The sequence below is a fragment of the Solirubrobacter soli DSM 22325 genome (genome assembly GCF_000423665.1).
Taxonomy (GTDB): Bacteria; Actinomycetota; Thermoleophilia; order Solirubrobacterales; family Solirubrobacteraceae; genus Solirubrobacter; species Solirubrobacter soli.
This window is the reverse complement of sequence record NZ_AUIK01000009.1, coordinates 58,241-79,950: the sequence shown is the minus strand read 5'-3', so window position 1 is coordinate 79,950 and position 21,710 is coordinate 58,241. Positions and strand designations below refer to the sequence as shown.

Sequence of the window (21,710 nt, the reverse complement as noted above, 5' to 3'; positions counted from 1 at the left end):
TCACAGGTCGTACGGGAAATCGGTCAGGACCTCGTAGCCGTCCTCGGTGACCAGGACGAGGTCCTCCAGGCGGCACCCGCCGAAGCCGCGCCGGTAGCAGCCGGGCTCGACCGTGACGACGTCGCCGACGACCAGGTCGTCGCCCATCCGGCCCATGTACGGCCGCTCGTGGACCTCGAGCCCGACGCCGTGCCCGAGCCCGTGGAAGTAGCCGTCCTCCAGCACCGTGCCGGGCTCCTTGGACAGCTGGGTCGGCTGGCCCGCCTCGATGTAGGGCTCGGCAGATCGCTCGAACAGGGTGCGGCCGTTCGCGCCCGCCCGCAGCTCGGCGTAGACGCGGTCGAGCGAGTCGCGCGTCAATCGCCAGTACAGCGCGAGCTCCTCCGGCGGCTCGCCGCCGCCCGCCACGAACGTGCGCGTCATGTCCGCCCAGCAGCGCGACACCTTGTCGCGCGGCCAGATGTCCACGACCACCGGCTCGCCCGCGCCGATCTCGCCGGACCCGGACTCGTGCCCGTCCGCGGACTGGGCGCCGTGCGAGACGATCACGTCGCCGGGCATTTCGCAACCGTGCTCCTCGGCGACCACGGCCATCGCCGCGCGGACCTCCTCGCTCGTGAGCCCCGGCCGCAGCTCGTGGATCAGCGAGCGCGCGACCCCCATCGCGGCGTCGGCCGCCTTCTGGGCGCGCCGGATCCCCGCGAGCTCGTGCGCGTTCTTGACCCGCCGGCGGTGCTGGAACTCGTCGTCGTCGACCGTCAGCTCGATCCCGTTCGCCCGCAGGTGGTCGGCCACGAACAGCGGGAACTCCGGCGGGACCGTCGCTTCCGTGATCCGCAGCGCACCCGCGGCGCGCAGGCAGACCTCGGCCTCGAGCGCGACGTGGTCCAGCCCGGCCGCGATCAGGTCGTCCTGCCCGAGCGTGATCGGGTCGATGATCTCGATCCCGTGAGCGGCGACCTTGGACGCGTCGAGCACCGAGACCGTCGCCGCACGCCGGCCCTCGTTCTCGAGATAGAGGAACGGGTCCCCGATGTTCTCGGGGATCTCGTGGAAGAGCGTCGCCGAGAGCTCCGGAGCTCCATAGATCAGGACGGCGATGGGATCACCTCCAGTCGCGCCAGCACCGTGGGCACGTGGCGCACGTAGTAGCCGTAGTCGAAGACCGCGTCGAGGTCGATCTCGACCCCCTCCGCCTCGAGCAAGGTCCGCAGTGGGGTCTGAGTGTCCCACGCCTGCTGGCCGAGGCGCTGGACGATCCGGTACGCGTCGTCGCGCTGCATGCCGCCGCTCACCAGCGCCAGCAGCACGCGCTGGGAGAAGAGCGCGCCCGACGTGATCTCCAGATTGGCCTGCATCCGGTCCGCGTGCACGGTCATCCCGCGCACGACCCGCAGCGTCAAGGCGAGCACCTGGTCGAGCAGGATCGTCGAGTCTGGCAGCACGATCCGCTCGGCGGAGGAGTGCGTGATGTCGCGCTCGTGCCAGAGCGCGACGTTCTCGATCCCCACCTGCGCGTTCCCCCGCAGCACCCGCGCGAGCCCGCAGATCCGCTCGCAGACGACCGGGTTGCGCTTGTGCGGCATCGCGCTGGAGCCCTTCTGGCCCGCCCGGAACGGCTCCTCGACCTCGCGCACCTCGGTGCGCTGCAGGTGGCGGATCTCGGTCGCGAAGCGCTCCAGGCCCGCGCCGCACAGCGCGATCGCGCTCAGCAGCTCCGCGTGGCGATCGCGGGGGACGACCTGCGTCGAGATGTCCTCGTGGCGAAGCCCGAGCTTCGCCATCACCCGCTCCTCGTAGTCCGGCCCGAGGGTCGCGTACGTGCCGACCGCTCCGGAGATCGCGCCCGTGATCTGCCCGAACGCCCGCTCCAGCCGCTCGGCGTTGCGATGCGACTCCATCGCGTAGCCCGCGAGCTTGAGGCCGAACGACGTCGGCTCGGCGTGGACGCCGTGGGTGCGGCCGACGCACAGCGTGTCGGCATGCAGGCGCGCCTTCTCGGCCAGCTCCCACGCGAGCTCCCGCACCGCCGGGACCAGCAACGCGCCCGCCCGCTGCAGTTGCAGGGCCATGCCCGTGTCCACGACGTCGGACGAGGTGAGGCCGTAGTGGATCCAGCGGCCGGCCGGGCCCGCGGAGGCCGCGAGCACGTCGACGAAGGCCGCCGTGTCGTGGTCGAGGATCTTCTCGCGCTCGTTGATCGCGTCGACCGTGAAGGTCGCTCCGCGGATGGCCTCCAACTCGGATTCGGTGGGGCCGTCGAGCGCCTCGGCGGCGGCGACCTCGACGTCGCGCATCGCGCCGAAGCGCGCTTCATCGGTCCAGACGGCGCCGATCTCGGGCCGGGTATAGCGGGCGATCACGCCTTGAAACCATAGAATCCCGGCAATGGCCAAGGCGTACTGGATCAGCACCTACCGGGCGATCAACGACCCGGACAAGATGGCCGCGTACGCGGCGCTCGCCAAGCCGGCTCTCGAAGCCGCCGGGGGGACGTTCATCGCCCGCGGGATGCCCGCCGCGGTGTACGAGCAGGGCCTCAACGAGCGGGTCACGCTGATCGAGTGGGACAGCGCCGAGCAGGCGATCGCCGCCCACGACAGCGCCGCCTACCAGGCGGCGCTGGCCGCGCTCGGCGACGGGGCCGAGCGCGACATCCGCATCGTCGACGGTGTTTAGAGACTGAGGATGCGCGCCGCCAGCACGGCGGCGTTGCGGGCGTTGTCGACGCCCACGCAGGCGACCGGCACGCCGGGCGGCATCTGCGAGATCGACAGCAGCGCGTCGAGGCCTCCGGCGACGGAGGTCTTCGACGTCAGCGGCACGCCGATGACCGGGAGGTCGGTGTGCGCGGCGACCACGCCCGGGAGCGCGGCGGAGAGGCCGGCGCCGGCGATGATCACCTTCAGACCGCGCATCCGCGCGTTCTTGGCGTAATCGGCCACGACCTCGGGGTCGCGATGCGCGGACATGACCCGCACCTCGTGGAGGATGCCGCGCTCTTCGAGCTCCTTTGCGGCCTTCTCCATGGCGGGCATGTCGGACTTGGAGCCCATCACGATGCCGACGTGGGGGTTGTCGACCGCCAGGCCCTCGAGCTCGGTTTCGACTTCGGTTGCGGGTTCGCTCATGCGGCTATGTCTCTGCGGTAGGTCTTGCCAGGAAAGGTGATCTTGTCGGCGGCAGCATAGGCGGCGGCGCGAGCGGCTTCGCGGTCCTCACCCAACGCGGTGACGTTCAGGACACGCCCGCCGGCGGTGACGATGGCGCCGTCGCGCTCGGCCGTGCCGGCGTGGGTGACCTCGCCGCCCGCATCCTCCAAGCCGCTGATGACGTCGCCGGAGCTCGAAGAGGCCGGATAGCCGCGGGACGCGAGCACGACGGTCACCGCCGCCCGCGGGTCCCACTCCAGAACGGCACCCGCCAATCCTCCGGGGCGAACCGCCCGCTGGAAGAGATCGAGCAGATCCGATTGCAGGCGCGGGAGCACCACCTGCGTCTCCGGATCGCCGAAGCGCACGTTGAACTCGATCACCTTCGGCCCATCGGCGGTCAGCATCAGGCCCGCATACAGAACGCCGTGGAACGGCGTCCCGCGCCGCGCGAGCTCATCGACCACCGGCTGGCAGATCTCCACCCGCACCCGCTCGACGAGCGCCGCGTCGGCGCCCTCGACCGGCGAGAACGCGCCCATCCCGCCCGTGTTCGGGCCGGTGTCGCCCTCGCCGATGCGCTTGAAGTCGCGCGCCGGGGCCAGCGGCAACGCGGATTCCCCGTCGCACAGCGCGAGCACCGACAGCTCGACGCCCTCGAGGAACTCCTCGACCACGACCGGAGCGTCGCCGAAGCGGTGCTCCTCGATCATGTCGACGAGGGTCGCGCGGGCCTCCTCCTCGGATGTCGCGATCACGACGCCCTTGCCGGCGGCCAGGCCGTCGGCCTTCAACGCGACCGGATACGAGGTGATCGCGGCCATGCCCGACTCCACGTCGTGCACGACCGCGTGGCCCGCGGTCGGCACGCCCGCGGCGGCCATGACCTCCTTCGCGTAGGCCTTGGAGCCCTCGAGCCGCGCGGCGGCCGCGACCGGCCCGAAGGCGGGCACGCCCTCCTGGACGCAGCGGTCGACGAAGCCCGCGACCAGCGGCGCCTCAGGCCCGACGACGACGAGATCGATGCCCGCCGCCTTGATCGCGGCCGGGTCGTCGGCGCCGGCGAACGGCGCCGCCTCGAGCGCGATCCCCGCGTTCCCCGGCGAGCAGAGCACCTCAGGTGCCTGCGGGGAACGCAGGAGCGCACGCACGATGGCGTGCTCGCGGCCGCCGCCGCCGATGACGAGGACCCGGGTCAAAGAGCCGCGATGAAGTCGTCGATCGGGATCGCGATCAAGGTCTCGTAATGCCCCGTCCCGCGCGAGCCGAGCTCGAGCGAGATGCGGGCCATCGTCTTGTCGTCGGGAGCTTCGATCACGTTGACGAAGTCGAACGAGCCGAGCGTGGCCCACTGCGCCTTGACCTCGGCGCCGAGCTGCTCGACCTCTTTGTTGACCTCGCGGATGCGCTGCGGGTTGTTACGAACGGTTTGAATTCCCTCAGGTGTGAGCGTCGAGAGCATGATGTAGGTCGGCACGGCGTCCTCCTCGCTGGAAGTTCTCCCGTCCCTTCTACCGAACCATCGCGGCCGATGCGGTGTTCCAACTGACGATGCTCCTTCGCACCATCCTCGTGGCGGCCGCTCTGACGGCGCTTTCCGCCGCGCCCGCACTCGCACAAGACCCGCCGTTCCTCGACTCGATCAAGCCGTGCTACGTCGTCGCCAACGAGGCGCAGCGCGAGCCCGTCGCGGTGAGCGGACACAACTTCACGCCGTTCGCCCTCGTGGACATCTACGTCGACGACATCGTGCAGCCGGTCACGGGCAACCAGCCGCAGGTCGACTTGAACGGCCTGCTCGCCGGCTCGGTCTTCGCGCCCTACATCGACGAGGGGCAGCGGGCGTTCACGTTGCGGGTGGCGGAGCGGGGCCCCAACCCGAAGTCCGCGATCGCGCCGGCGACCAAGGTCACGCGGCTCTCGGTCGAGCAGCAGCCCGCGGCGGCGGCGACGAGCGACCGCGTGAAGTTCCGCGGCCGCGGCTTCACCGACCTCACCAAGAACATCTACATGCACTACGTCTTCGCCGGCAAGTCCAAGCGGACCGTCGATCTCGGCCTGCCCACAGGGGACTGCGGGCTCTTCTCGGTCCGAAGGAAGCAATTCCCCTTCAAGAAGAGCCCGCAGGTGGGCGTCTGGACGCTCCAGTTCGATCAGGAGGCCAAGTACAACCCGAAGGCCTCTCCGCGGGTCCCGCTGACGATCAAGGTGCGGCGCAAGATCAAGCCGACACTGGCTCAGGCTCGCTAGCGCGGGTCCGCTCGAAGCGCAGGTTGCCGTCGTCGGCGTCGACCTCCACCCGGTCGCCGGTGGCGAACTCGCCCTTGAGGATGGCCAGCGCCAGCGGGTCGACGAGGTTCTTGGAGATCACGCGCTTGAGCGGGCGGGCGCCGTAGGCGGGGTCGTAGCCCATGTCGCCGAGCAGGTCGCGGGCCGCGTCGGTCAGGTGGACCTCCACGCCGCGCTCGGCGACGCGCCCGATCAGGCGGGTGACCTGGAGGTCGACGATCTCGCGCAGCTGCTCGCGGGTGAGCGGGTCGAACTCGACGATGTCGTCGAGGCGGTTGATGAACTCCGGCTTGAAGTTGGCCTCCACGCCGGCCCGGCCGCCCGGGATGTTCGAGGTCATGATCAGCACGGTGTTCTTGAAGTCGACCGTGCGGCCCTGGCCGTCGGTCAGGCGACCGTCGTCGAACACCTGCAGCAGGATGTTGAAGACGTCGCTGTGCGCCTTCTCGATCTCGTCGAGCAGCACGACGCTGTACGGCCGGCGGCGGACCGCCTCGGTCAGCTGGCCGCCCTCCTCGTAGCCGACGTAGCCGGGAGGCGCGCCCACGAGCCGGGCGACGGAGTGCTTCTCCATGTACTCGGACATGTCGATGCGGACCATCGCGTCCTGGCTGTCGAACATGAACTCGGCCAGCGCGCGGGCCAGCTCGGTCTTGCCGACGCCGGTCGGGCCGAGGAACAGGAACGTGCCGATCGGGCGATCGGGGTCGGAGAGCCCGGCGCGGGAGCGGCGCAGCGCGTCGGAGACGGCCTCGACGGCGACGTCCTGCCCGATCACGCGGTTGTGCAGGCGCTCCTCCATGTGGATGAGCTTCTCGACCTCGCCCTCGACGAGGCGGGAGACCGGGATGCCCGTCCACTTGCCGACGACCTCGGCGATCTCGTCGACGTCGACGCGCTCTGACAGGTACACCGGCGGCTCGTAGGTCTCCTCGGGCCGGTTCTCGGCGTCCTGCAGGCGCTGCTCGAGGTCCGGGATCTCACCGTGGCGCAGCTCGGCGGCGCGCTGGTAGTTGAGCTCGCGCTCGGCCTTCTCGAGCTCGCGGCGCGCCTCGTCCAGCCGCTCGCGCAGCTTGCCGTGGCCCTCCGCCTGCTCCTTCTCGCGCTCCCACTGGGCGCGCATGCCGGCCGCCTGCTCGCGCAGGTCGCCGAGCTCGCGCTCGATCTCGGCCCGCCGGTCGGCGGCGGTCTCGTCCTTGCCGACGGCCACCTGCTCGATCTCGAGCTGCTTGATCCGGCGCTCGACCTCGTCGATCTCGGTCGGGACACTCGAGAGCTCGATCGAGACGCGGGACGCGGCCTCGTCGACGAGATCGATCGCCTTGTCGGGCAGGAAGCGGTCGGCGATGTAGCGGTCGCTCAAGGTCGCCGCCGCGATCAGCGCGGCGTCGGTGATCGTGACGCCGTGGTGGGCCTCGTAGCGCTCCTTGAGGCCGCGGAGGATCGCGATCGTGCCCTCGAGGGTCGGCTCGCCGACGTAGATCGGCTGGAAGCGGCGCTCCAGGGCGGCGTCCTTCTCGACGTGCTTCTTGTACTCGTCGAGCGTGGTCGCGCCGACGGCGCGCAGCTCGCCACGGGCGAGCATCGGCTTGAGCAGGTTGGAGGCGTCGACCGCTCCCTCGGCCGCGCCGGCGCCGACGATCGTGTGCAGCTCGTCCATGAAGAGGATGACCTGGCCCTCGGCCTCGGAGATCTCCTTCAGAACCGCCTTCAGGCGCTCCTCGAACTCGCCGCGGTACTTGGAGCCGGCGAGCAGGGCGCCGATGTCGAGGCTGATGACCTTGCGGTCGCGAAGGCTCTCCGGGATGTCGCCGGAGACGATGCGCTGCGCGAGGCCCTCGACGATCGCGGTCTTGCCCACGCCGGGCTCGCCGATCAGCACCGGGTTGTTCTTGGTCCGTCGCGACAGGACCTGGATGACGCGGCGGATCTCGTCGTCGCGGCCGATGACCGGGTCGAGCTTGCCGTCCTCTGCGGCCTGCGTGAGGTCGTTGCCGAACTTCTGCAGCGACTGGTATTTGTCCTCGGGGCTCTGGTCGGTGACGCGGTGCGGGCCGCGGACCTGCTCGATCGCCTCGAGCGTGTTCTTGTGGTTGACCCCGTTGGAGGCGAGGATGCGCGCGACCTCGCCGGCGTTCGCGTTCGTGAACGCGAGCAGGATGTGCTCGGTCGAGATGTACTCGTCGTTGAGCTTGCCGGCCTCGCGCTCGGCGAGACGCAGCACGTCCATCAGCTCGCGGCTGGTGGAGGGCTCCTTCGCACCCGCGGTGATGGTCGGGAAGGTCGTGAGGCGGTCGATCGTCTGCTGACGGATCGCGCCCGGCTGGGCGCCGAGCTTGCGCAGGACCGGCCCGACGACGCTCTCGTGCTGGTCGATGAGCGCCACGAGCAGGTGCTCGGGCTGCGTCTCGGTGTGGTTCATCGAGGCCGCGACCGCGATGGCGGCCTGCAACGCCTCCTGGGACTTGATCGTGAAGCGGTCGGCTTGCATGAGTTCCTAAATCTTAGTCGGAGAGACTGAGATATTACCCGCCTTCCTGCTCGCGATCAACCTCCTTCCCAGGAGTGCCGCCGCCGGGATCGCTGTTGCCAGCATGAACGCGCGCAGCCAGGACGAGCCGGCATCGGTACCGGCCCCGAGTGTGTGGATGAGACCCATGGCATACACGACGGGCGTGGCCCTGTGGATCTTCCGCCATCGCTTGCCGCCGATCCGCTTGCGGGCGTAGAAGGAGAGGCCGAGGAACGCCGCCGCGTAGCCGGCGAGGATGCCGATGCTCGTGTAGACGGGGCGGTAGTCGATCGTGAAGGGGACCAGGAGGTCGGTGAGGGACGGCCTGAGGTAGCTGTCGCCGAGGAGCGTGACGCCGTGCAGGCCGATCGCGGCGAGGCCCGCGTTGGCGGTCTGCTCGTGGAACGTGGCGGCTGACTTGCGCGCCTGGGGGGACTTGATCAGGCCGTTGGCCAGCGCGAGGCCGAGCAGGGTGCTCGTCGCCACCAGGACGAGGGCGACGACGCCCGCGGAGCGACTGAACAGCCACCAGGTGTGGTCCTGTGGATTCATACGAAGTGGGTGTCGCCGTCGTCGGTGACCAGCAGGCCGCCGTGCTCTTTGAGCCAGCGCTGCGCGTCGCGAGGGCCGGACAGGAGGGCGGCCTTGGCTCGCGTCTCGGCCTCGAGCGCGGTGGGCGCGAGCGCGGTGACGCTGATCAGGCCGGTCCAGGCGGGGCGGCCGGTGCTCGGGTCGAGGAGGTGATGGCGCGGCGCGCCGTCGTGCTCCCAGAGGCGGGTGTCGATGCCGGAGGTGGCGACAGCTTGGTCTTCGACGTGCAGCGTGTGGAAGTTGCGGCCGGTCAGCGGGTGGCGGACCTCGATGTCGAAGGCGCCGCCGACGCGGATGTCGCCCCCGCAGTCGATCGCGTAGCGGCCGTCGAGCTTCTGGGCCAGCAGGTCCGCAGCCAGACCCTTGCCGGAGCCGCCGGTGTCCAGGCGCAGGCCGGGCGGGCGGCGGACGGTGCCCTCGGTGAGGACGATCCGCCGCCACGGCTCGTCCGGGTGGGGCTTGGCGGGTCTGCGGGCGGGCGCCGCTTGGAGGGCGCGTTCGAGCGCGAGCTCCGGCGCTCGGCGGGTGCGGTCGTAGCCGTTGGCCTCGAGTTGGTCGACGAGCGTGGGATCGACCAGCCCGCCGGTCAACTCCGCCGCCCGCAGGCCCGCGGCGATCGCGGCGTGCAAGAGCAAGGACACCGGGACCTCCTCGCGCGGGTCGGCGTTGAGACGACACAACTCGCCGGCTGGACGGAAGCGGCTCAGCGTGGCGTCGAAGTGCTCGAGGAACGTGCGGCACTCCTCCGCCTGATCGGTGAGGAGGCGCACGGTCGTGCCCATGCAGTCGAAGGAGAGGTCTCTGGCCGTCACGAGGAGCGAGTGGTCAAAGGAGCCGGGGCGGGAGCCGCGGGCGCGGCTGGGGCGGCTGGGGCGGCCGTCGCCCCGCGAGCCGGACGGGCGGGGCGGGCGGCGCGGGCGGGGCGGTGCTCGACGACGCGGGTGACGATCACGCGGCGGACGAGGATCTGGCGCGGGGCGGCGGGCGGTGCCGCGGCGATGGCCGGCTTCGGCGCGCCGAGTGCCGGGTCGGCGCCGCGGCGCATCTGGAGCGCGAGCAGGGCGCTGATCGCGAAGAACAGGCCGAGCGAGCCCGCGATCACGCCGAACGGGCCGGGCTTGCGGATGCGCCGCCTCGGGACCGGCGGGAGCTTCGCCGTCGGGGCGTCGGGGTCAGTCATCGTCGCCGCCGCGCCCTCGGCCGTGGCCGGAGTCGTCGCCGCCACCGCGCCCACGGCCGTGGCCCGAGTCGTCGCCGCCGCGGTGGCCGGAGTCGTCGCCACGGCCGCGGTTCCGGTGGCCGGAGTCGTCGTCGCCGGAACGGTGGTGGCCGGAGTCGTCGAGCGACGCCGCGGCCACGGCGACCGGTGTGCGCGCCGGCGCGGCGGTGCGGGCGGGCGCGGCGGTCGAGGTCGACCGCGACGAGCCGTCGTCCTGCGAGCGGTCGCGGCGGACGACGTGGACGGTCCGGCGGATCGTCTTCGTGCGGACCTCGGGGGTCGCGGAAGGGGCGACGGTCGCGGCGGTCGGCTCAGGCGTCGATCCGCTGGGAAGCGCGATCGCGGCGGCGGCGACGCCACCGAGAGCGGAGACGACGGCGAGCGAGGTGATGACGGGTGTGCGCAGGTTCATGCGACACACCATCGGATCCGGCCGCCCAAGCGATCGGCAGGCGAAGGGAAAGCTTTGGCAAAGCTCTGCGTCGCCAGTCGACAAGCCCTGTTCATTGTCGGAAAGTGAACATGCTTGTAACGGCTGTCACTTCGAGCGGACAAGCGGCGCATGCCCACTCTCTCTCCCCCTCGCAGCGCGTGGCTGGCCGTCCTCTCCCTGCTCGCCCTGCTGTGTCTGCTCCCCACCGGGGCGAGCGCCGCGACGGAGGCGCGCGCGACCCCGGCCGAGACGGCGCAGCTCCTGTTCGTCGCCGGTGACGTCCGCCGCCTCGACCGGGCCCCCTCCGGGACCGTCGACACCGTGCTCGAGCAGATCCTGCAGCAGCTCTACCGCGACGACCCCGCGCTCGAGCCCGCGGACGCGCAGCGCGAGATCGGCGCGCTGCGCGCTGCCCTGAACGGCGGCGATCGCGCGACCTCCCCCGCGACGCTGCAGGCGCTCCCCGGCAACCAACGCGTGCTCGCCATCCTGGCGGCGTTCCAGCGCTCCCGGCCGTCGGCGCGCGTCGGCCACGCGCTGGCCCGCGTCGCCGATCGCGCCTTGACCGAGGCCTCCACCTCGACGCTCGCGACACCCAGCAGCCGCTTCAACGCCGCGGCCGACTCGTTCTCCACGCTGCTCTACGGCAGCTTCTCCCCGGCCGCGACCCTGCGCGCCACCGCCCAGCTGGCCGCGGGCAACGACCGCTTCGGCCGCGCCCGCGACGGGCTCTGGGCCGCGGCGTCGCACGAGAGCGTGTTCGACTCCACCGCCGCGCTGCTCGCCGCGAACCCGGCGCTGCGCACCGACGCCGTCCGCGCGCTCACGGCGCATCTCACCCCGGATGGCGGGCTGACCGCCAACGTCGCCGAGCTCGAGGCGCTGATCCGGACCGGCCTGCGCGACCTCGGCCGGCAGACGACCGACGCGATGGATCAGCACCGCGCGGTCGTCGCCGCCTGCCCCGGCGTCGATTGCCAGACCACGCGCGACCACGCCCAGGCCGATGGCGCGGCCGCCCGCACAGACATCGCCGCCCAGCGCGCCGCGCTGGCCGCGACCAGCGGCCTGCTGGCCCAGGCGGACACGGACTACGGCGCGGCGATCGCCGCTGAGGCGCAGGCCGCCGCGCAGGTCGCCGGCGCGGTCAACTCCTACTACGCGGCGACGGACTACGGCGAGTACATCCACATCGCCGGCGACGTCGTCGGCCTCGGCCTGTCGCTCGCCGAGTCGGTGGTCAACCCCGCCGCGGCCGTCACGGGCGTGATCACCGTGGTCGGGGACATCGTCGGCCAGACCGTCACGGGCCCGGACGCGAACGCGCTGATCCTCCAGGGCCTGCAGGGCGTCTCGCAGCAGCTGTCGGCGTTCGCGACGGCGACCTCCGCGCAGTTCGCGGCGGTCGATGCACGCCTCGAGGGCCTGAACCGCCAGGTCGGGCTGCTCGCCGGCCAGCTCAGCACGCAGCTCGCCCAGGCGCGTGCGCAGCTGACCGGGATCAGCGACGCGCTCGCTTCGCTGCAGACCTCGGTCGACCGGCTGGGCGACGAGCTCCGGCGCCTGTTCGCCGACCAGGCCCAGAATCGCCTCAAGACGCTCGTGAACCAGTCGCTGCGCTATCAGGCCTTCAACCCCGCGCGCCCGACGACGCAGCAGTTCTCCGGCGCCGCCGACGAGCTGATGACCGACTCGGTGCAGATCTCCTTCAGCGAGACGATCCTGCAGATGCCGGGCGCGTTCGACGCGCTCGCCGCCTCGGGGCTGTCGCAGTTCGATCCCGCGATCAACTTCTTCGCGCTGTTCCCCGCCCGCGTGACCGATTCCACCGCGCCGAAGCTGCCCGCGCTCGGCACGAACCTCCCCGACCCCGACTTCTGGGCGGCGTCCTCGCGCGCCTACGCCCAGCTGCTGCTCGAGAACCGCGACTACGTGACCGCGGCGCGCCTGACCGAGCTCGACGCGATGCTCGGCGCCGGCGACCTGGTGACGGGCGCGCTGGCCAACCTCACCAAGCCGGACACCGGCAGCGGAACCGGGAACACGGTGTACAACGCCGCGCTGAACTACTACGCGTCGTGGGCCGACGGCGTCCGCGCGGGCGCTCCGACGCTCACGCAGGCGATCCGCGCCGAGCGGGAGGACTACCTCAAGCCGCTGAAGCCGGGCGGGATCGTCGCCAACGGTCCGTGGATCGACCCGTGGGGCGGCGCCTCGCAACCGCTGCGCGGTGTGAACCTCCTCGGCCTCGGTTCCCTCAGCAACATCCAGAGCGAGAACGGAGGACGGTTCGTGCTCCCGGACCTCCAGCCGGCGCCCGCGCTGGTCGAGAACCTGCCCGCGCCGGTCGTGAACGCGCTGAGGCTCGGGATCGGCTCCGTCGCGTTCACCTGGGACGCGTTCTTCACCGGCGGCGTCGCCCCCCAGCGCCGCGGCCAGCTCGTCGTCGACTTCTACCCCATCTACCACGGCCGCGACGGGCGCCAGTACGGCCTCGACAGGATCTCGGCCACGATCGAGGGCGCGATCAACTGCGCCGGCATCGGCGACGCCCTCGACGCCGAGCGGACCGTGCAGTCCGCCTGGTCGCACCCGAACGCCGACAACTGCCCCGCCGTGGCCGCCGCGGTCAATTTGGTGGCGCGCGAGCGCAGCGCGACGGCCGCGTCGCAGCGCGCGCTCGACTACGTCACCCCGCTCGTCGAGCACGAGCTCGAGACGCTGCGGACCGGCGTCTACGACGATCTCCTGAGCGACAACGGCAACCTCACGCAGGGTGCCGGCGTGGCGGACGCCGCGCGGCGCCTCGAGGGCGCCGAGCGCCTGCTCGACGGCTACGTGACGCTCGGCCTCCCGCAGGCGCTGGCGACCGACGACCGGCTCCGGAGCCTGGTGGCCGGCGAGGACGCCAACCCGCTGGCGCACCCGTTCAGCGACGCCCGTACCACGGCGCCCGCCGATGACGTTCCCGGGCAGGTGGCGAGCTTCTTCCATTACGTGGCGGAAGCCGATCCGGCGTCCGATCCGCTGGGGACCCTCTCGGTCCTGCTCAACCGTCGCCGCGTCGCGCTCCAGGACGCGATCGCGCCGTACATCGAGCGCGGTCGCGCGAACGGGCAGGACCCGGCGGACGGCGGCGGGCTCTCGCAGGCCAACCCGCTCGTGTCATCCACGCTCGACCGGCTCGTGCTGACCAAGGCCGTGCTCGCGGACGACATCGCGCGGCGCGGGTCCGGCGGCACCGGCGACCCGACGCCGCAACCGCAACCGACGCCCACGCCCGCTCCGGCAACACCCGCCCCGGCGACGCCCACCACGACGCCGACTCAGACCCCGGCGGTCGCGACCCGCGTCCAGCTCGTGCGGGCGCCTCGGGCACGCGGCCGGGCGATCACGTTCACCCTGCGCTGCGTGAGCGGCACGTGCCGCCCCGCGGCGACGCTCTCGGCCGGGCGGCGCACGGTCGGGCGCGCGCGTGCGTTCTCGCTCGCCCCCGGCGCGACGCGGACGGTGACCGTCCGGCTCGACGCGCGCGGCCGGCGCCTGCTCGCCCGCCGGCACCGGCTGAGCGTCACCGTCCGGATCACGACCGGCAACGCGCTGGTCGCGACGAGGCGCGTCACGGTGCGCTGACCGGTCCGCTCCGGGACGGCGACACACGTCGTCGTCCCGGAGCGTTAGTCGTCGTCGCCGCCCCGGCCGCGCCCACGGCCACGCCCGCGGCCGGACGAGTCGTCGCCGCCGCCGTGCCCGGAGTTGTCGTCGACGGTCGGGACGGCTGTGCGGGTGGGCGCCGCGGTGCGGGTCGGGACCGCGGTCGGCCGCGGCGTCCGCGTCTTCTTGGGGCGCGGCGTCGCGGTGCGGGTCGGGGTGGCCGTCCGTTTCGGTGTCGCGGCCGGCGACTCGGTGGCCGCCGGCGCGAGGTTGCGGCCCGCGGTGAGCGGCTCGGACGAGAGCCCGACGCTCTGGCCGGACAGCGTGCTCGCGGCGGTGGTGAGGCCGGCCGCGACGAAGAGGCCCGCCACGGCCGCGGCGGCGATCGCGAGGTTGCGGCGCCAGCCGGTCATGCCGCACCCGCCGTCAAGGTCTCGTTCGGGGTGGTGCCGTCTGCCATCGGCAGCAGGATCGTCGCCACGGCACCGCCGGACGGGCCGTTGGCGAGGGTCACGGTGCCGCGCCAGCGGGCGGCGAGCTCGCGGGCGATCGGCAGGCCCAGGCCGGTGCCCTTGCGGCGTGACGCGCGGCCGACGGTGCCGCGGTGGAAGCGGGCGAAGATCGTCTCCTCCTCCCCCGGGGCAAGGCCCGGGCCTTGATCGACCACTTCGAGCCGGCCCGCCGAGCCATGCAGCGTGATCCGCTGCCCCGGAGGCCCGTAGTCGATCGCGTTCTCGATCAGGACGTCCAGGATCCGGTCGAGGTCCTCGACGCTGCAGCGGACGACGCTCGACGTGCCGCTCACGACCAGGTCGGCGCCGCCGAAGCGCGCGACGGCGCGGCGGGCGCCCGCCAGCAGATCGGTGGCGGCGTCCGGAGGCCGAGCGGTCCCGGCCTCCGACAGGATCAACAGCTCGGTCACGACGCCCGACAGCCGGTCGACCTCGGCGAGCCCGCCCTCGATCTGCTCCAACGCGGGCCCGTCGGCCGTCGCGGCCGCTTCCTCGAGCCGCAGACGCAAGCCGGTCAGGGGCGTGCGCAACTGGTGGGAGGCGTCGGCGACGAAGTCGCGCTGCGCGTCGACCATCCGCTGCACCCGCCCCGTCATCTCGTTGAATGCGGCGCCAACCTCACGCTGCTCCGAAGAACCTTCCACCGGTACGCGTACGGACAGGTCGCCCTCGCCCGCGCGACGCGCCGCGGACGCCAGCCGCCGCAACGGCCGCACGACCGACGCCGCCAGCAGCGCCCCCGCGGCCAGCCCGAGCACCAGCACGACGAGGCCGACCAGGACCAGCCCCAACGTCGCCGACCGCAGCGCCCGCCCGACCGCGTCGACGCTCTGGGTGATCCGCACGGCCCCGTCCCGGCGCCCGTTGCGCACGACCGGCACCGCGGTGGCCAGGATGCGCGAGCCCAGCGTCGAGCTCGAGCGCTGCTCGCGGACCGTCTCGCCCCGCAACGCCCGCGCGATCTCCGGCCGCGACGAGAAGTCCGCGCCCACCGACCCCGGCGCGGAGTCCGCGACCACGTGACCGAGCCGGTCCACGATCACCACCCGCCCGCGCACCTCGCGCGCCGCCGAGTCCACCAGCTCATCCGCCGCCGCGCCGCCCGAGTACGTCGCCGCGACCACCTCGGCCTGAGACAGGGCCTGCGTCTCGACCTCCGCGTTCACGCGGTCGCGGACGGAGCGCACCAGAGGCACGAGCATCGACCCGATCGCCAGCACGAGCACGTAGGCGAGCGCCAGGACCAGCCGCGCGCGAAGGCTCAGGACGCCCATTCCGCCGGCCCGGTGAAGCGGAAGCCGACCCCGCGCACGGTGTGGACCCAGCGGGCATCGCCCAGCTTGCCCCGCACCCACCCCACGTGCACGTCAAGGGTCTTTGTGGAGCCGAACCAGTTCTCGTCCCACACCCGCGAGATCAGGTCCTCGCGGGTGACGACCTCACCGGCGTGCGACATCAGCTCGACGAGCAGGTCGAACTCCTTGCGCGACAACGAGAGCTCGGCGCCGGAGAGGAACACCCGCCGCGAGCCGAGCTCCACCCGCAGCGGCCCCACTTCGAGGTCCGTCACGGTCGGCGTGGAAGGCTTCGCACGCCGCAGGACCGCCCGCATGCGCGCGATCACCTCGGCGCCGGAGAACGGCTTGACCACGTAGTCGTCGGCGCCCAGCTCGAGCCCCACCACCCGCTCGAGCTCGGTCCCGCGGGCGGTGAGGATGATGATCGGGACCTCGGAGCCGGAGCCGCGCAGCTCGCGCGCGAAGTCCCGCCCGTCGCCGTCGGGGAGCATCAGATCGAGCAGCACCAGGTCGAACTCGCCCACCGCCCGCGCCTCGGCGAGCGACTCGGCGACGGTGACCTCGAACCCCTCGCGCCGCAGGGTGCTCGAGAACGGCCCGGAGATCGAGTCCTCGTCCTCGACGAACAGCACGCGCGGCTTCATCGCGCCCAGGCTAGGGCGCGTTTGGCAAAGAGATCGCTAGGAGATCCGCGAAGCGATCCCCTTAAGCGACCGAAGCAGCGGGCGAAGCCCGCTCGCAAGGATCGCCGCTAACGACGCTCGGGCGGCGCGACCAAGCCGGCGTCGACCGCCAGCCGGACGAGCTCGAACCGCTTGCGGTACGGCGCCGACGCCTGCAGGCTGAACGCGTCGAAGAGCGCGCGCATATGGGTCTTCACCGTGTCGATCGACACGGTCAGCTCCTCCGCTATCTCCTCGTTGGACGCCGGCCCGTCCGCCGGGCGGCACAACGCCACGAGGACCCGCAGCTGCGCGGGCGTGAGCTGCGGGACGACCGCCTGCGCGGCGACCTCGGTCAGCTTGGAGTCCGTCGTCTCCGACGGATCGTGGAAGCGCAGGCGCGTGGCCCCGACCCGGATGACGTCCAGGTGGCGGAGCGTGCGTCTCCCCTGCACCCGCTCCTCGTTGACGAACGTCCCGTTGGTGGAGCGCCCGTCGTCGAGCACCGTCCAGACGCCGTCGATCGCCTCGATCGACGCGTGAGAGCGCGAGACCTGTGCATCCCACACCAGCGCGAGCCCGGACGCGGGCGACCGCCCGACGGTCAGACCCTCGGTCAGGGCGACCAGGCGCTGGATGCCGTCGCCGTCGCGCAATTCGACGAACGGCGTGTCCGAGCGCTCGGCAGCCAGCCGCTCTTGCAGCTCGCTCGGGGTGGACGCGTGACGGTCCGGCCAGTCGTGCACGAACCGTCACTCTAAAGACCCGTCCGGTGGAGAGCCAGCGAACCACGTAGAGTCGCGGAGTTATGAGCGACATCTCCCCTCGCGAACCCTGGCCTGGATACGCCGATCTCGACGAAGCGGCGCGGGACGATCTGCTGGCCAAGAAGTTCCAGCAGGCGAAGGATCAGAACGACCAGGACTACGCCCTGGCGCTGGCCGCGGCCGTCGCGAACTATGAGCTCGTGCTCGAACTCAAGCCGGACACCACCGCCGCGGAGCCGGTCGCCGCGAGCGCGCGCAGCCTCCACGACGACGCCGGTTCGTGGCAGGCGAGCTAGCAGCGATCCCGGACGCCCGGCGCTCGAAGGAGACCGGGTCCGATTACGGCGTCGCCGAGGCGCACCTCGGCGACGCCCGATTGCCCGACACGGTCGACCTGCGCCGACCGTGGCATCCGATCTCCGACCAGGGCGAGACGGCCTCCTGCGTCGGGTGGGCGGTCGCCGACTCGTGCCTGCGCTGGCACCTCGTCGAGGCCGGCCGGCTCGGACCCGACCAGAGACTCAGCGCGCGCTACGTGTGGATGTCGGCGAAGGAGACCGACCAGCGCGAGGAGTACCCCTCGACCTTCCTGGAGTACGACGGCACGAGCCTGAAGGCGGGGCTGGACGTCGTCCGCAAGTGGGGCGTCCCGCTCGAGGAGGAGCTCCCGTGGGAGGGCGGCCTGGCGACGATCCCGCCCGCGGAGTTCAACAAGTCCGCGCGCCGGCGCCGGATCATGGCCTACTACAACCTCCAGCAGGAGCCCGACCGCGTCCACGAGTGGCGCAAGTGGCTGCATCAGAGCGGGCCGGTGCTCGTGCTGATCGCCCAGGACGCGAACTTCCACGTCTGCACCGGCGACCTGACCGAGTTCGCCGCCGGCACGATCAACGGCAGCCACGCCGCCGCCCTGGTCGGCTACACCCCCGACCACTTCCTCCTGCGCTCGAGCTGGGGGACGGACTGGGGCGACGAGGGCTACGCCCGCCTGAGCGTCGATTACGCCGAGCAGGCCGTGATCGAGAGCTACGGCGTGATGATCTGAGCCTCGTCGGCGATTCGCGCCGCCACGCCGGGGAGCCCGAGCTCCCGCGCCAGCAGCAGCCCGCGGTTGACGAGCTCGGCGCGATCCGGCACCGGGACGCCGGTGGCGAGCCAGTCGCCGATCGTCCGCAGCTCCCACGGCCGCGCGCCCCATGACTCGGCCAGCCGCACGGCGTCCGAAAAGTGACCGGCAGCGTCGGCCGGGCGGTCGTCGGCCGCCGCGAGCAGCGCCAGCGAGCGCGCGGTCGGCCCCCACACGGCCCACATCTGCTCGAGCACCGGCATCGTCCCGGCGTAGGGGAGCAGGAGCTCGTAGAGCCGCTCCACGGCGGCCGGCTCGCCCGTCCCGGCGGCGGCGTCGGCCAGGCAGACGGCGGCGGGCAGGAAGTCCGGCGAGTTGACGACCGCCGCGAAGTCGTCGCGCGCGCACAGCGTCAGGCCGCGGCGCGCCGCTTCGACGTTTCCGAGCTCCCACTCGAGCGACGCCAGCATCGCCTCCCACACCGGGAGGTGCGGGTAGCGGGCGGCGAACCCGCGCAGCTGGCCCGCGTCGGCGTCGTGCGGGCGCCAGCGCAGGCGGGCGAGCACGAGCCGCCCGACCGTGTATTCCTGGTAGCAGTCCTCGCCGTGGCGCCGGTTGATCGCCAGCGCCTCGTCGGTCATCGACTCCGCCTCGTCCAGCCGGCCCGCCATCGCGGCCCGCGCCGCCTCGGCGACCATCAGGAACCAGCGGTAGACGCTGCGGCGGGTCGCGTGGGCGACCGGCCGGGCGCGGTCGAGGTCGGCGTCGGCGCGGGCGACGTCGCCCGCCTGCATCGCGTCGCGGATCCGGTGCAGGTACGCCCAGACGAGCGCGCCGTGGTCGGCGTGGTGGACCGCCGAACGGACGATCTCCTCCGCGGCCGTCGTGCGCTCGGCCGCCCGCTCCGGGCGCCAGTTGACGATCACCGCCGCCGGGTGCAGCCAGGCGAGCGTGCTCTCGTCGTGCAGGCGCAGGGCCATCGCGTGCGCCTCGTCGATCAGCGCCTCGCGCCGGGCCTGGTCGGGCTCGAAGACCGCGAGCAGGCCAGTCACCCGCGCCCGCGGCGCGCCGTCCCCGAGCCGCTCGAGCGACTGGCCGAGCAGCGTCACGCTCTCCTGGTCGACGGCGCCGTACGGCCGCACCTGGGCGAAACCGAGCGCGGCGCGGGCGAGCGCGTCGGCGTCGCCGTCGCGGCGCGCGGCCGCGGCGGCCTGCGAGTAGCGGCGGCGGGCGTTCTCGATGTCGCCGCCGGAGAACGTCGCGTCGGCGAGGTCGAGGAGGGTCGCGCGGCGCTCGGCGGCGGGCGCCTCGGCGCCGAGCGCGAGCGCCTCCAGCGCCTCCGCGTAGTGCGCGGCGGCCTCTGCGTGGCCGAGCGAGGACGCGGCCTCACGGGCCGCTTCGAGCGCCGTCTCCCACGCGGGCTGCGGGTCCCCGCCCGCCCGGGCGGCGGCCAGCGCGTGGTGGGAGATCTGCGCGGCGGGGACGTCGGCGCCCGCGTCGCGGCGGACGATCAACGCGGCGGCGACCGCCTCGTGGATCTCCCCCCGGCGCGCCTCGGACAGGGCCTCGCGAACCGCGTCGCGGACGATGCCGTGGGCGAACCCGAACTGCCCCGGACCGTGGGGGGAGACGAGGCCGGCGGTGATCCCGCGGTCGACCGCGGCGGCCGCGACGGGGCGGGTGACGCCCGCCGCGCGGACGAGGTCGGCGATCGTGAAGCGGCCGGCGACCGCGCCCACCTCGAGCACGCGGCAGACGTCGTCCCCGAGTCGCTCGACCCGCCGCCGCACCACCTCGCGCACCCGCGTGGGGACGAGCGTGTTCGACGTCGCGGTGTCGTCGGCGACGTCCTCGGTGGCGAGCAGCCGCACGAGCTCGGCGACGTAGAACGGGTTGCCGCGGGTGCGGCGGTGCACGGCCTCGGCGGTCGGGAGCGCGGCCTCGGCGGGCAGCAGCGCCCGGACCGCCTCTGGCGCGAGCCCGGCGAGCTCGATCCGCTCGATCCGCGAGTCGCCCTCGAGCTCGCCGAGGATCTCCGGGAAGGCGACCTCGCCCGCCGTGTAGGCGCCGGCGAGCAGGACGCGCGCGGCGGGCTCGGCGCCGACGACGTGCGAGAGGAGCCGCAGCGAGGACGCGTCCGCCCAGTGCAGGTCGTCGAGGACCAGCAGCAGCGGAGAGTCCGCGGCGGCGGCCGCGAGGAGGTCGGCGACGGCGTCGAAGAGCTTCAGGCGCTGTTCCTCCCCGCCCGCGCCGGTCCCGGAACCGAGCAGCGGGGCGAGCGCCGGGTCCGGTTCCGCGGACACCAGGCCGGTGAGCGACCGGACGACCGGGCGCCAGACGCCATACGGGCGGCCCTCGGCCTCGCCGCGCCCGCGCACCGCGACGCCGCCGCGGTTGGAGGCCTCGTTGGCCAGCGCGTCGAGCAGGGTCGTCTTGCCGATGCCGTTCTCGCCCGCGACGACGATCGTCCGCACCGTCCCGCTCCACGCCTGCGTGAGCGCCTTGCGCAGCCGCTCGAGCTCGGGGCCGCGGCCGACGACCCCCGCCGGCGCGAGCACCTCCTCGGTGGGGCGCGCGATCAGCCGGTCGAGCTCCCGCGAGACCATGGCCGCGTCGGCCGGCCGATCCTGCGGGTCGGGGGCGACGAGCGCGAGGATCAGCCGGTCCAGCGCCTCCGGGACGCCGGTGACACGGCTCGACGGGGGTGCGGGCGCGCGCATCCGGAACAGGTCCTTGGAGTCGAACGGCCGGACGCCGCACAGCAGCTCGTAGAGGGTCACGCCGAGCGCGAAGAGGTCCGAGCGGGCGGTCGCGGCCTCGCCGAGCGTCTGCTCAGGGGCGGCGTAGCGCGGCGTGCCGGCGGGCGGCGCGGACTCGCCCTCGGCGACCGCGACGCCGAAGTCCCCCAGCGCCGCCTCGCCCTCGGCGTCGATCCAGACGTTGTCGGGCTTGACGTCGCGGTGCACGACCCCGTGCGCGTGGGCGTGGGCGAGCGCGTTGGCGATCTCACGCCCGGCGGCGATCACCTCCTGCGGCTCCAGCCGGCCCGCGGGCGCGCGTTCCAACCGGTCCGCCAGGGACCCGCCGGTCATGTAGCGGGCGACCAGGCAGGGCGTGCCGTCGTCCTCGAAGACGTCATGGACGGTGACGATGTGGCGATGGCCGCCCAGGCGGGCGGTGAGCCGGGCCTCGCGCCGCAGGCGTTCCCAGGCGCCGGGACCGGAGACGCGGGCGAGCGCGACGCCGCGGTCGAGCGTGAGGTCGTGGGCCAGCCAGACGTCCTTCGCCGCGCCACGGCCGAGCTGGCGCTGGAGGAGATAGCGCCCGGCGACCATGCCGGGCGCCACCGCGACCGGTGCGGCGGCCTCCGGCGAGGCCACGGTGCAGGCCGCGCACGGACCCCCGTCCGTGGGCAACGGGCGGCCGCAATTCGGGCACGTGGAGCGCGCGGAGGTCAGGTATGCGGAGTTTACGGAGCGCGGTGTCTCACTCGACGGGATGAGGGATCTCACCTTCGCTGTGGGAAGAGTTCACCCCCCGGCCTCATGGTTCTTG

General features: G+C 72.9%; 19 protein-coding genes and 1 pseudogene. 5 read left to right on the top strand and 15 right to left on the bottom strand.

Features of this window, described 5'->3' with window-relative positions; genetic code table 11:
- Both G569_RS46345 and purB read right to left on the bottom strand, forming a co-directional pair.
- Nucleotides 1–978, bottom strand: a complete 978-nt coding sequence (locus G569_RS46345) for a M24 family metallopeptidase (RefSeq protein WP_053226001.1) — start codon at nucleotides 976–978, stop codon at nucleotides 1–3.
- Between the two features lie 110 nt (nucleotides 979–1,088).
- Nucleotides 1,089–2,363 (bottom strand): adenylosuccinate lyase, encoded by a 1,275-nt coding sequence (purB, locus tag G569_RS0107390; protein WP_028062950.1) that lies wholly within the window; start codon nucleotides 2,361–2,363, stop codon nucleotides 1,089–1,091.
- Nucleotides 2,364–2,388: 25 nt separating this feature from the next.
- Between purB and G569_RS0107385 the strand changes: the two genes are divergently transcribed.
- A complete protein-coding gene (locus G569_RS0107385; protein WP_028062949.1) occupies nucleotides 2,389–2,679 on the top strand; it encodes a DUF1330 domain-containing protein in 291 nt (96 codons plus the stop codon).
- Here G569_RS0107385 and purE read toward each other — a convergent pair.
- The 3 genes and pseudogenes from purE to G569_RS0107370 form a co-directional block, all read right to left on the bottom strand.
- Nucleotides 2,679–3,131: pseudogene (purE, locus tag G569_RS46340) on the bottom strand (5-(carboxyamino)imidazole ribonucleotide mutase); the annotation flags it as partial. The gene G569_RS0107385 and the pseudogene purE overlap by 1 nt on opposite strands.
- On the bottom strand, nucleotides 3,128–4,351 hold the full coding sequence (gene purD, locus G569_RS0107375) for a phosphoribosylamine--glycine ligase (RefSeq protein ID WP_028062948.1): 1,224 nt from the start codon (nucleotides 4,349–4,351) through the stop codon (nucleotides 3,128–3,130). The pseudogene purE and the gene purD, both read right to left, overlap by 4 nt.
- Nucleotides 4,348–4,629, bottom strand: a complete 282-nt coding sequence (locus G569_RS0107370) for a GYD domain-containing protein (RefSeq protein WP_028062947.1) — start codon at nucleotides 4,627–4,629, stop codon at nucleotides 4,348–4,350. The genes purD and G569_RS0107370 overlap by 4 nt, the downstream gene beginning before the upstream one ends.
- Nucleotides 4,630–4,703: 74 nt before the next feature.
- Between G569_RS0107370 and G569_RS0107365 the strand changes: the two genes are divergently transcribed.
- Nucleotides 4,704–5,402 carry a hypothetical protein gene (locus tag G569_RS0107365; protein WP_157591878.1) on the top strand — a complete coding sequence of 233 codons (699 nt, stop codon included), beginning with the start codon at nucleotides 4,704–4,706 and terminating at the stop codon, nucleotides 5,400–5,402.
- On the opposite strand, the gene clpB is transcribed toward G569_RS0107365, so the two are convergent.
- The 5 genes from clpB to G569_RS0107340 are packed head-to-tail and all read right to left on the bottom strand — an operon-like array spanning nucleotide 5,374 to nucleotide 10,175.
- Nucleotides 5,374–7,932 (bottom strand): ATP-dependent chaperone ClpB, encoded by a 2,559-nt coding sequence (gene clpB, locus G569_RS46335; protein WP_037495238.1) that lies wholly within the window; start codon nucleotides 7,930–7,932, stop codon nucleotides 5,374–5,376. The genes G569_RS0107365 and clpB overlap by 29 nt on opposite strands.
- Nucleotides 7,933–7,938: 6 nt before the next feature.
- Complete coding sequence (locus G569_RS0107355) at nucleotides 7,939–8,505, bottom strand: ferric reductase-like transmembrane domain-containing protein (protein WP_028062945.1); 567 nt, start codon at nucleotides 8,503–8,505, stop codon at nucleotides 7,939–7,941.
- Nucleotides 8,502–9,356, bottom strand: coding sequence for an FAD:protein FMN transferase (locus tag G569_RS0107350; RefSeq protein WP_157591877.1), 855 nt, complete (start codon nucleotides 9,354–9,356; stop codon nucleotides 8,502–8,504). Before G569_RS0107350 ends, G569_RS0107355 begins: the two co-directional genes overlap by 4 nt.
- Nucleotides 9,353–9,724: a hypothetical protein gene (locus G569_RS0107345; protein ID WP_157591876.1), complete on the bottom strand. Its 372-nt coding sequence runs from the start codon at nucleotides 9,722–9,724 to the stop codon at nucleotides 9,353–9,355. The genes G569_RS0107350 and G569_RS0107345 overlap by 4 nt, the downstream gene beginning before the upstream one ends.
- Nucleotides 9,717–10,175 carry a hypothetical protein gene (locus tag G569_RS0107340; protein WP_028062942.1) on the bottom strand — a complete coding sequence of 153 codons (459 nt, stop codon included), beginning with the start codon at nucleotides 10,173–10,175 and terminating at the stop codon, nucleotides 9,717–9,719. The genes G569_RS0107345 and G569_RS0107340 overlap by 8 nt, the downstream gene beginning before the upstream one ends.
- A gap of 150 nt (nucleotides 10,176–10,325) precedes the next feature.
- Here G569_RS0107340 and G569_RS64485 point away from each other — a divergent pair, with 150 nt between their 5' ends.
- Entirely contained in the window at nucleotides 10,326–13,829 is a 3,504-nt protein-coding gene (locus G569_RS64485) for a hypothetical protein (RefSeq protein WP_028062941.1), read from the top strand.
- Between the two features lie 44 nt (nucleotides 13,830–13,873).
- Here G569_RS64485 and G569_RS64480 read toward each other — a convergent pair whose 3' ends face one another.
- The 4 genes from G569_RS64480 to G569_RS0107315 form a co-directional block, all read right to left on the bottom strand.
- Entirely contained in the window at nucleotides 13,874–14,263 is a 390-nt protein-coding gene (locus G569_RS64480; protein WP_028062940.1) for a hypothetical protein, read from the bottom strand.
- Nucleotides 14,260–15,636: a sensor histidine kinase gene (locus tag G569_RS46330; RefSeq protein WP_037495234.1), complete on the bottom strand. Its 1,377-nt coding sequence runs from the start codon at nucleotides 15,634–15,636 to the stop codon at nucleotides 14,260–14,262. Before G569_RS46330 ends, G569_RS64480 begins: the two co-directional genes overlap by 4 nt.
- Nucleotides 15,624–16,304 (bottom strand): response regulator transcription factor, encoded by a 681-nt coding sequence (locus G569_RS0107320; protein ID WP_028062939.1) that lies wholly within the window; start codon nucleotides 16,302–16,304, stop codon nucleotides 15,624–15,626. Before G569_RS0107320 ends, G569_RS46330 begins: the two co-directional genes overlap by 13 nt.
- Nucleotides 16,305–16,411: 107 nt before the next feature.
- Complete coding sequence (locus tag G569_RS0107315) at nucleotides 16,412–17,068, bottom strand: FHA domain-containing protein (protein WP_053225999.1); 657 nt, start codon at nucleotides 17,066–17,068, stop codon at nucleotides 16,412–16,414.
- Between the two features lie 62 nt (nucleotides 17,069–17,130).
- Here G569_RS0107315 and G569_RS0107310 point away from each other — a divergent pair, with 62 nt between their 5' ends.
- Both G569_RS0107310 and G569_RS46325 read left to right on the top strand, forming a co-directional pair.
- Nucleotides 17,131–17,385 carry a hypothetical protein gene (locus tag G569_RS0107310; RefSeq protein ID WP_028062937.1) on the top strand — a complete coding sequence of 85 codons (255 nt, stop codon included), beginning with the start codon at nucleotides 17,131–17,133 and terminating at the stop codon, nucleotides 17,383–17,385.
- Complete coding sequence (locus G569_RS46325; protein WP_053225998.1) at nucleotides 17,370–18,134, top strand: C1 family peptidase; 765 nt, start codon at nucleotides 17,370–17,372, stop codon at nucleotides 18,132–18,134. The genes G569_RS0107310 and G569_RS46325 overlap by 16 nt, the downstream gene beginning before the upstream one ends.
- Here G569_RS46325 and G569_RS0107300 read toward each other — a convergent pair.
- Nucleotides 18,116–21,535, bottom strand: coding sequence for a serine/threonine-protein kinase (locus G569_RS0107300; RefSeq protein WP_028062936.1), 3,420 nt, complete (start codon nucleotides 21,533–21,535; stop codon nucleotides 18,116–18,118). The two genes, G569_RS46325 and G569_RS0107300, sit on opposite strands and share 19 nt — an antisense overlap.
- Nucleotides 21,536–21,710 lie beyond the last annotated feature (175 nt).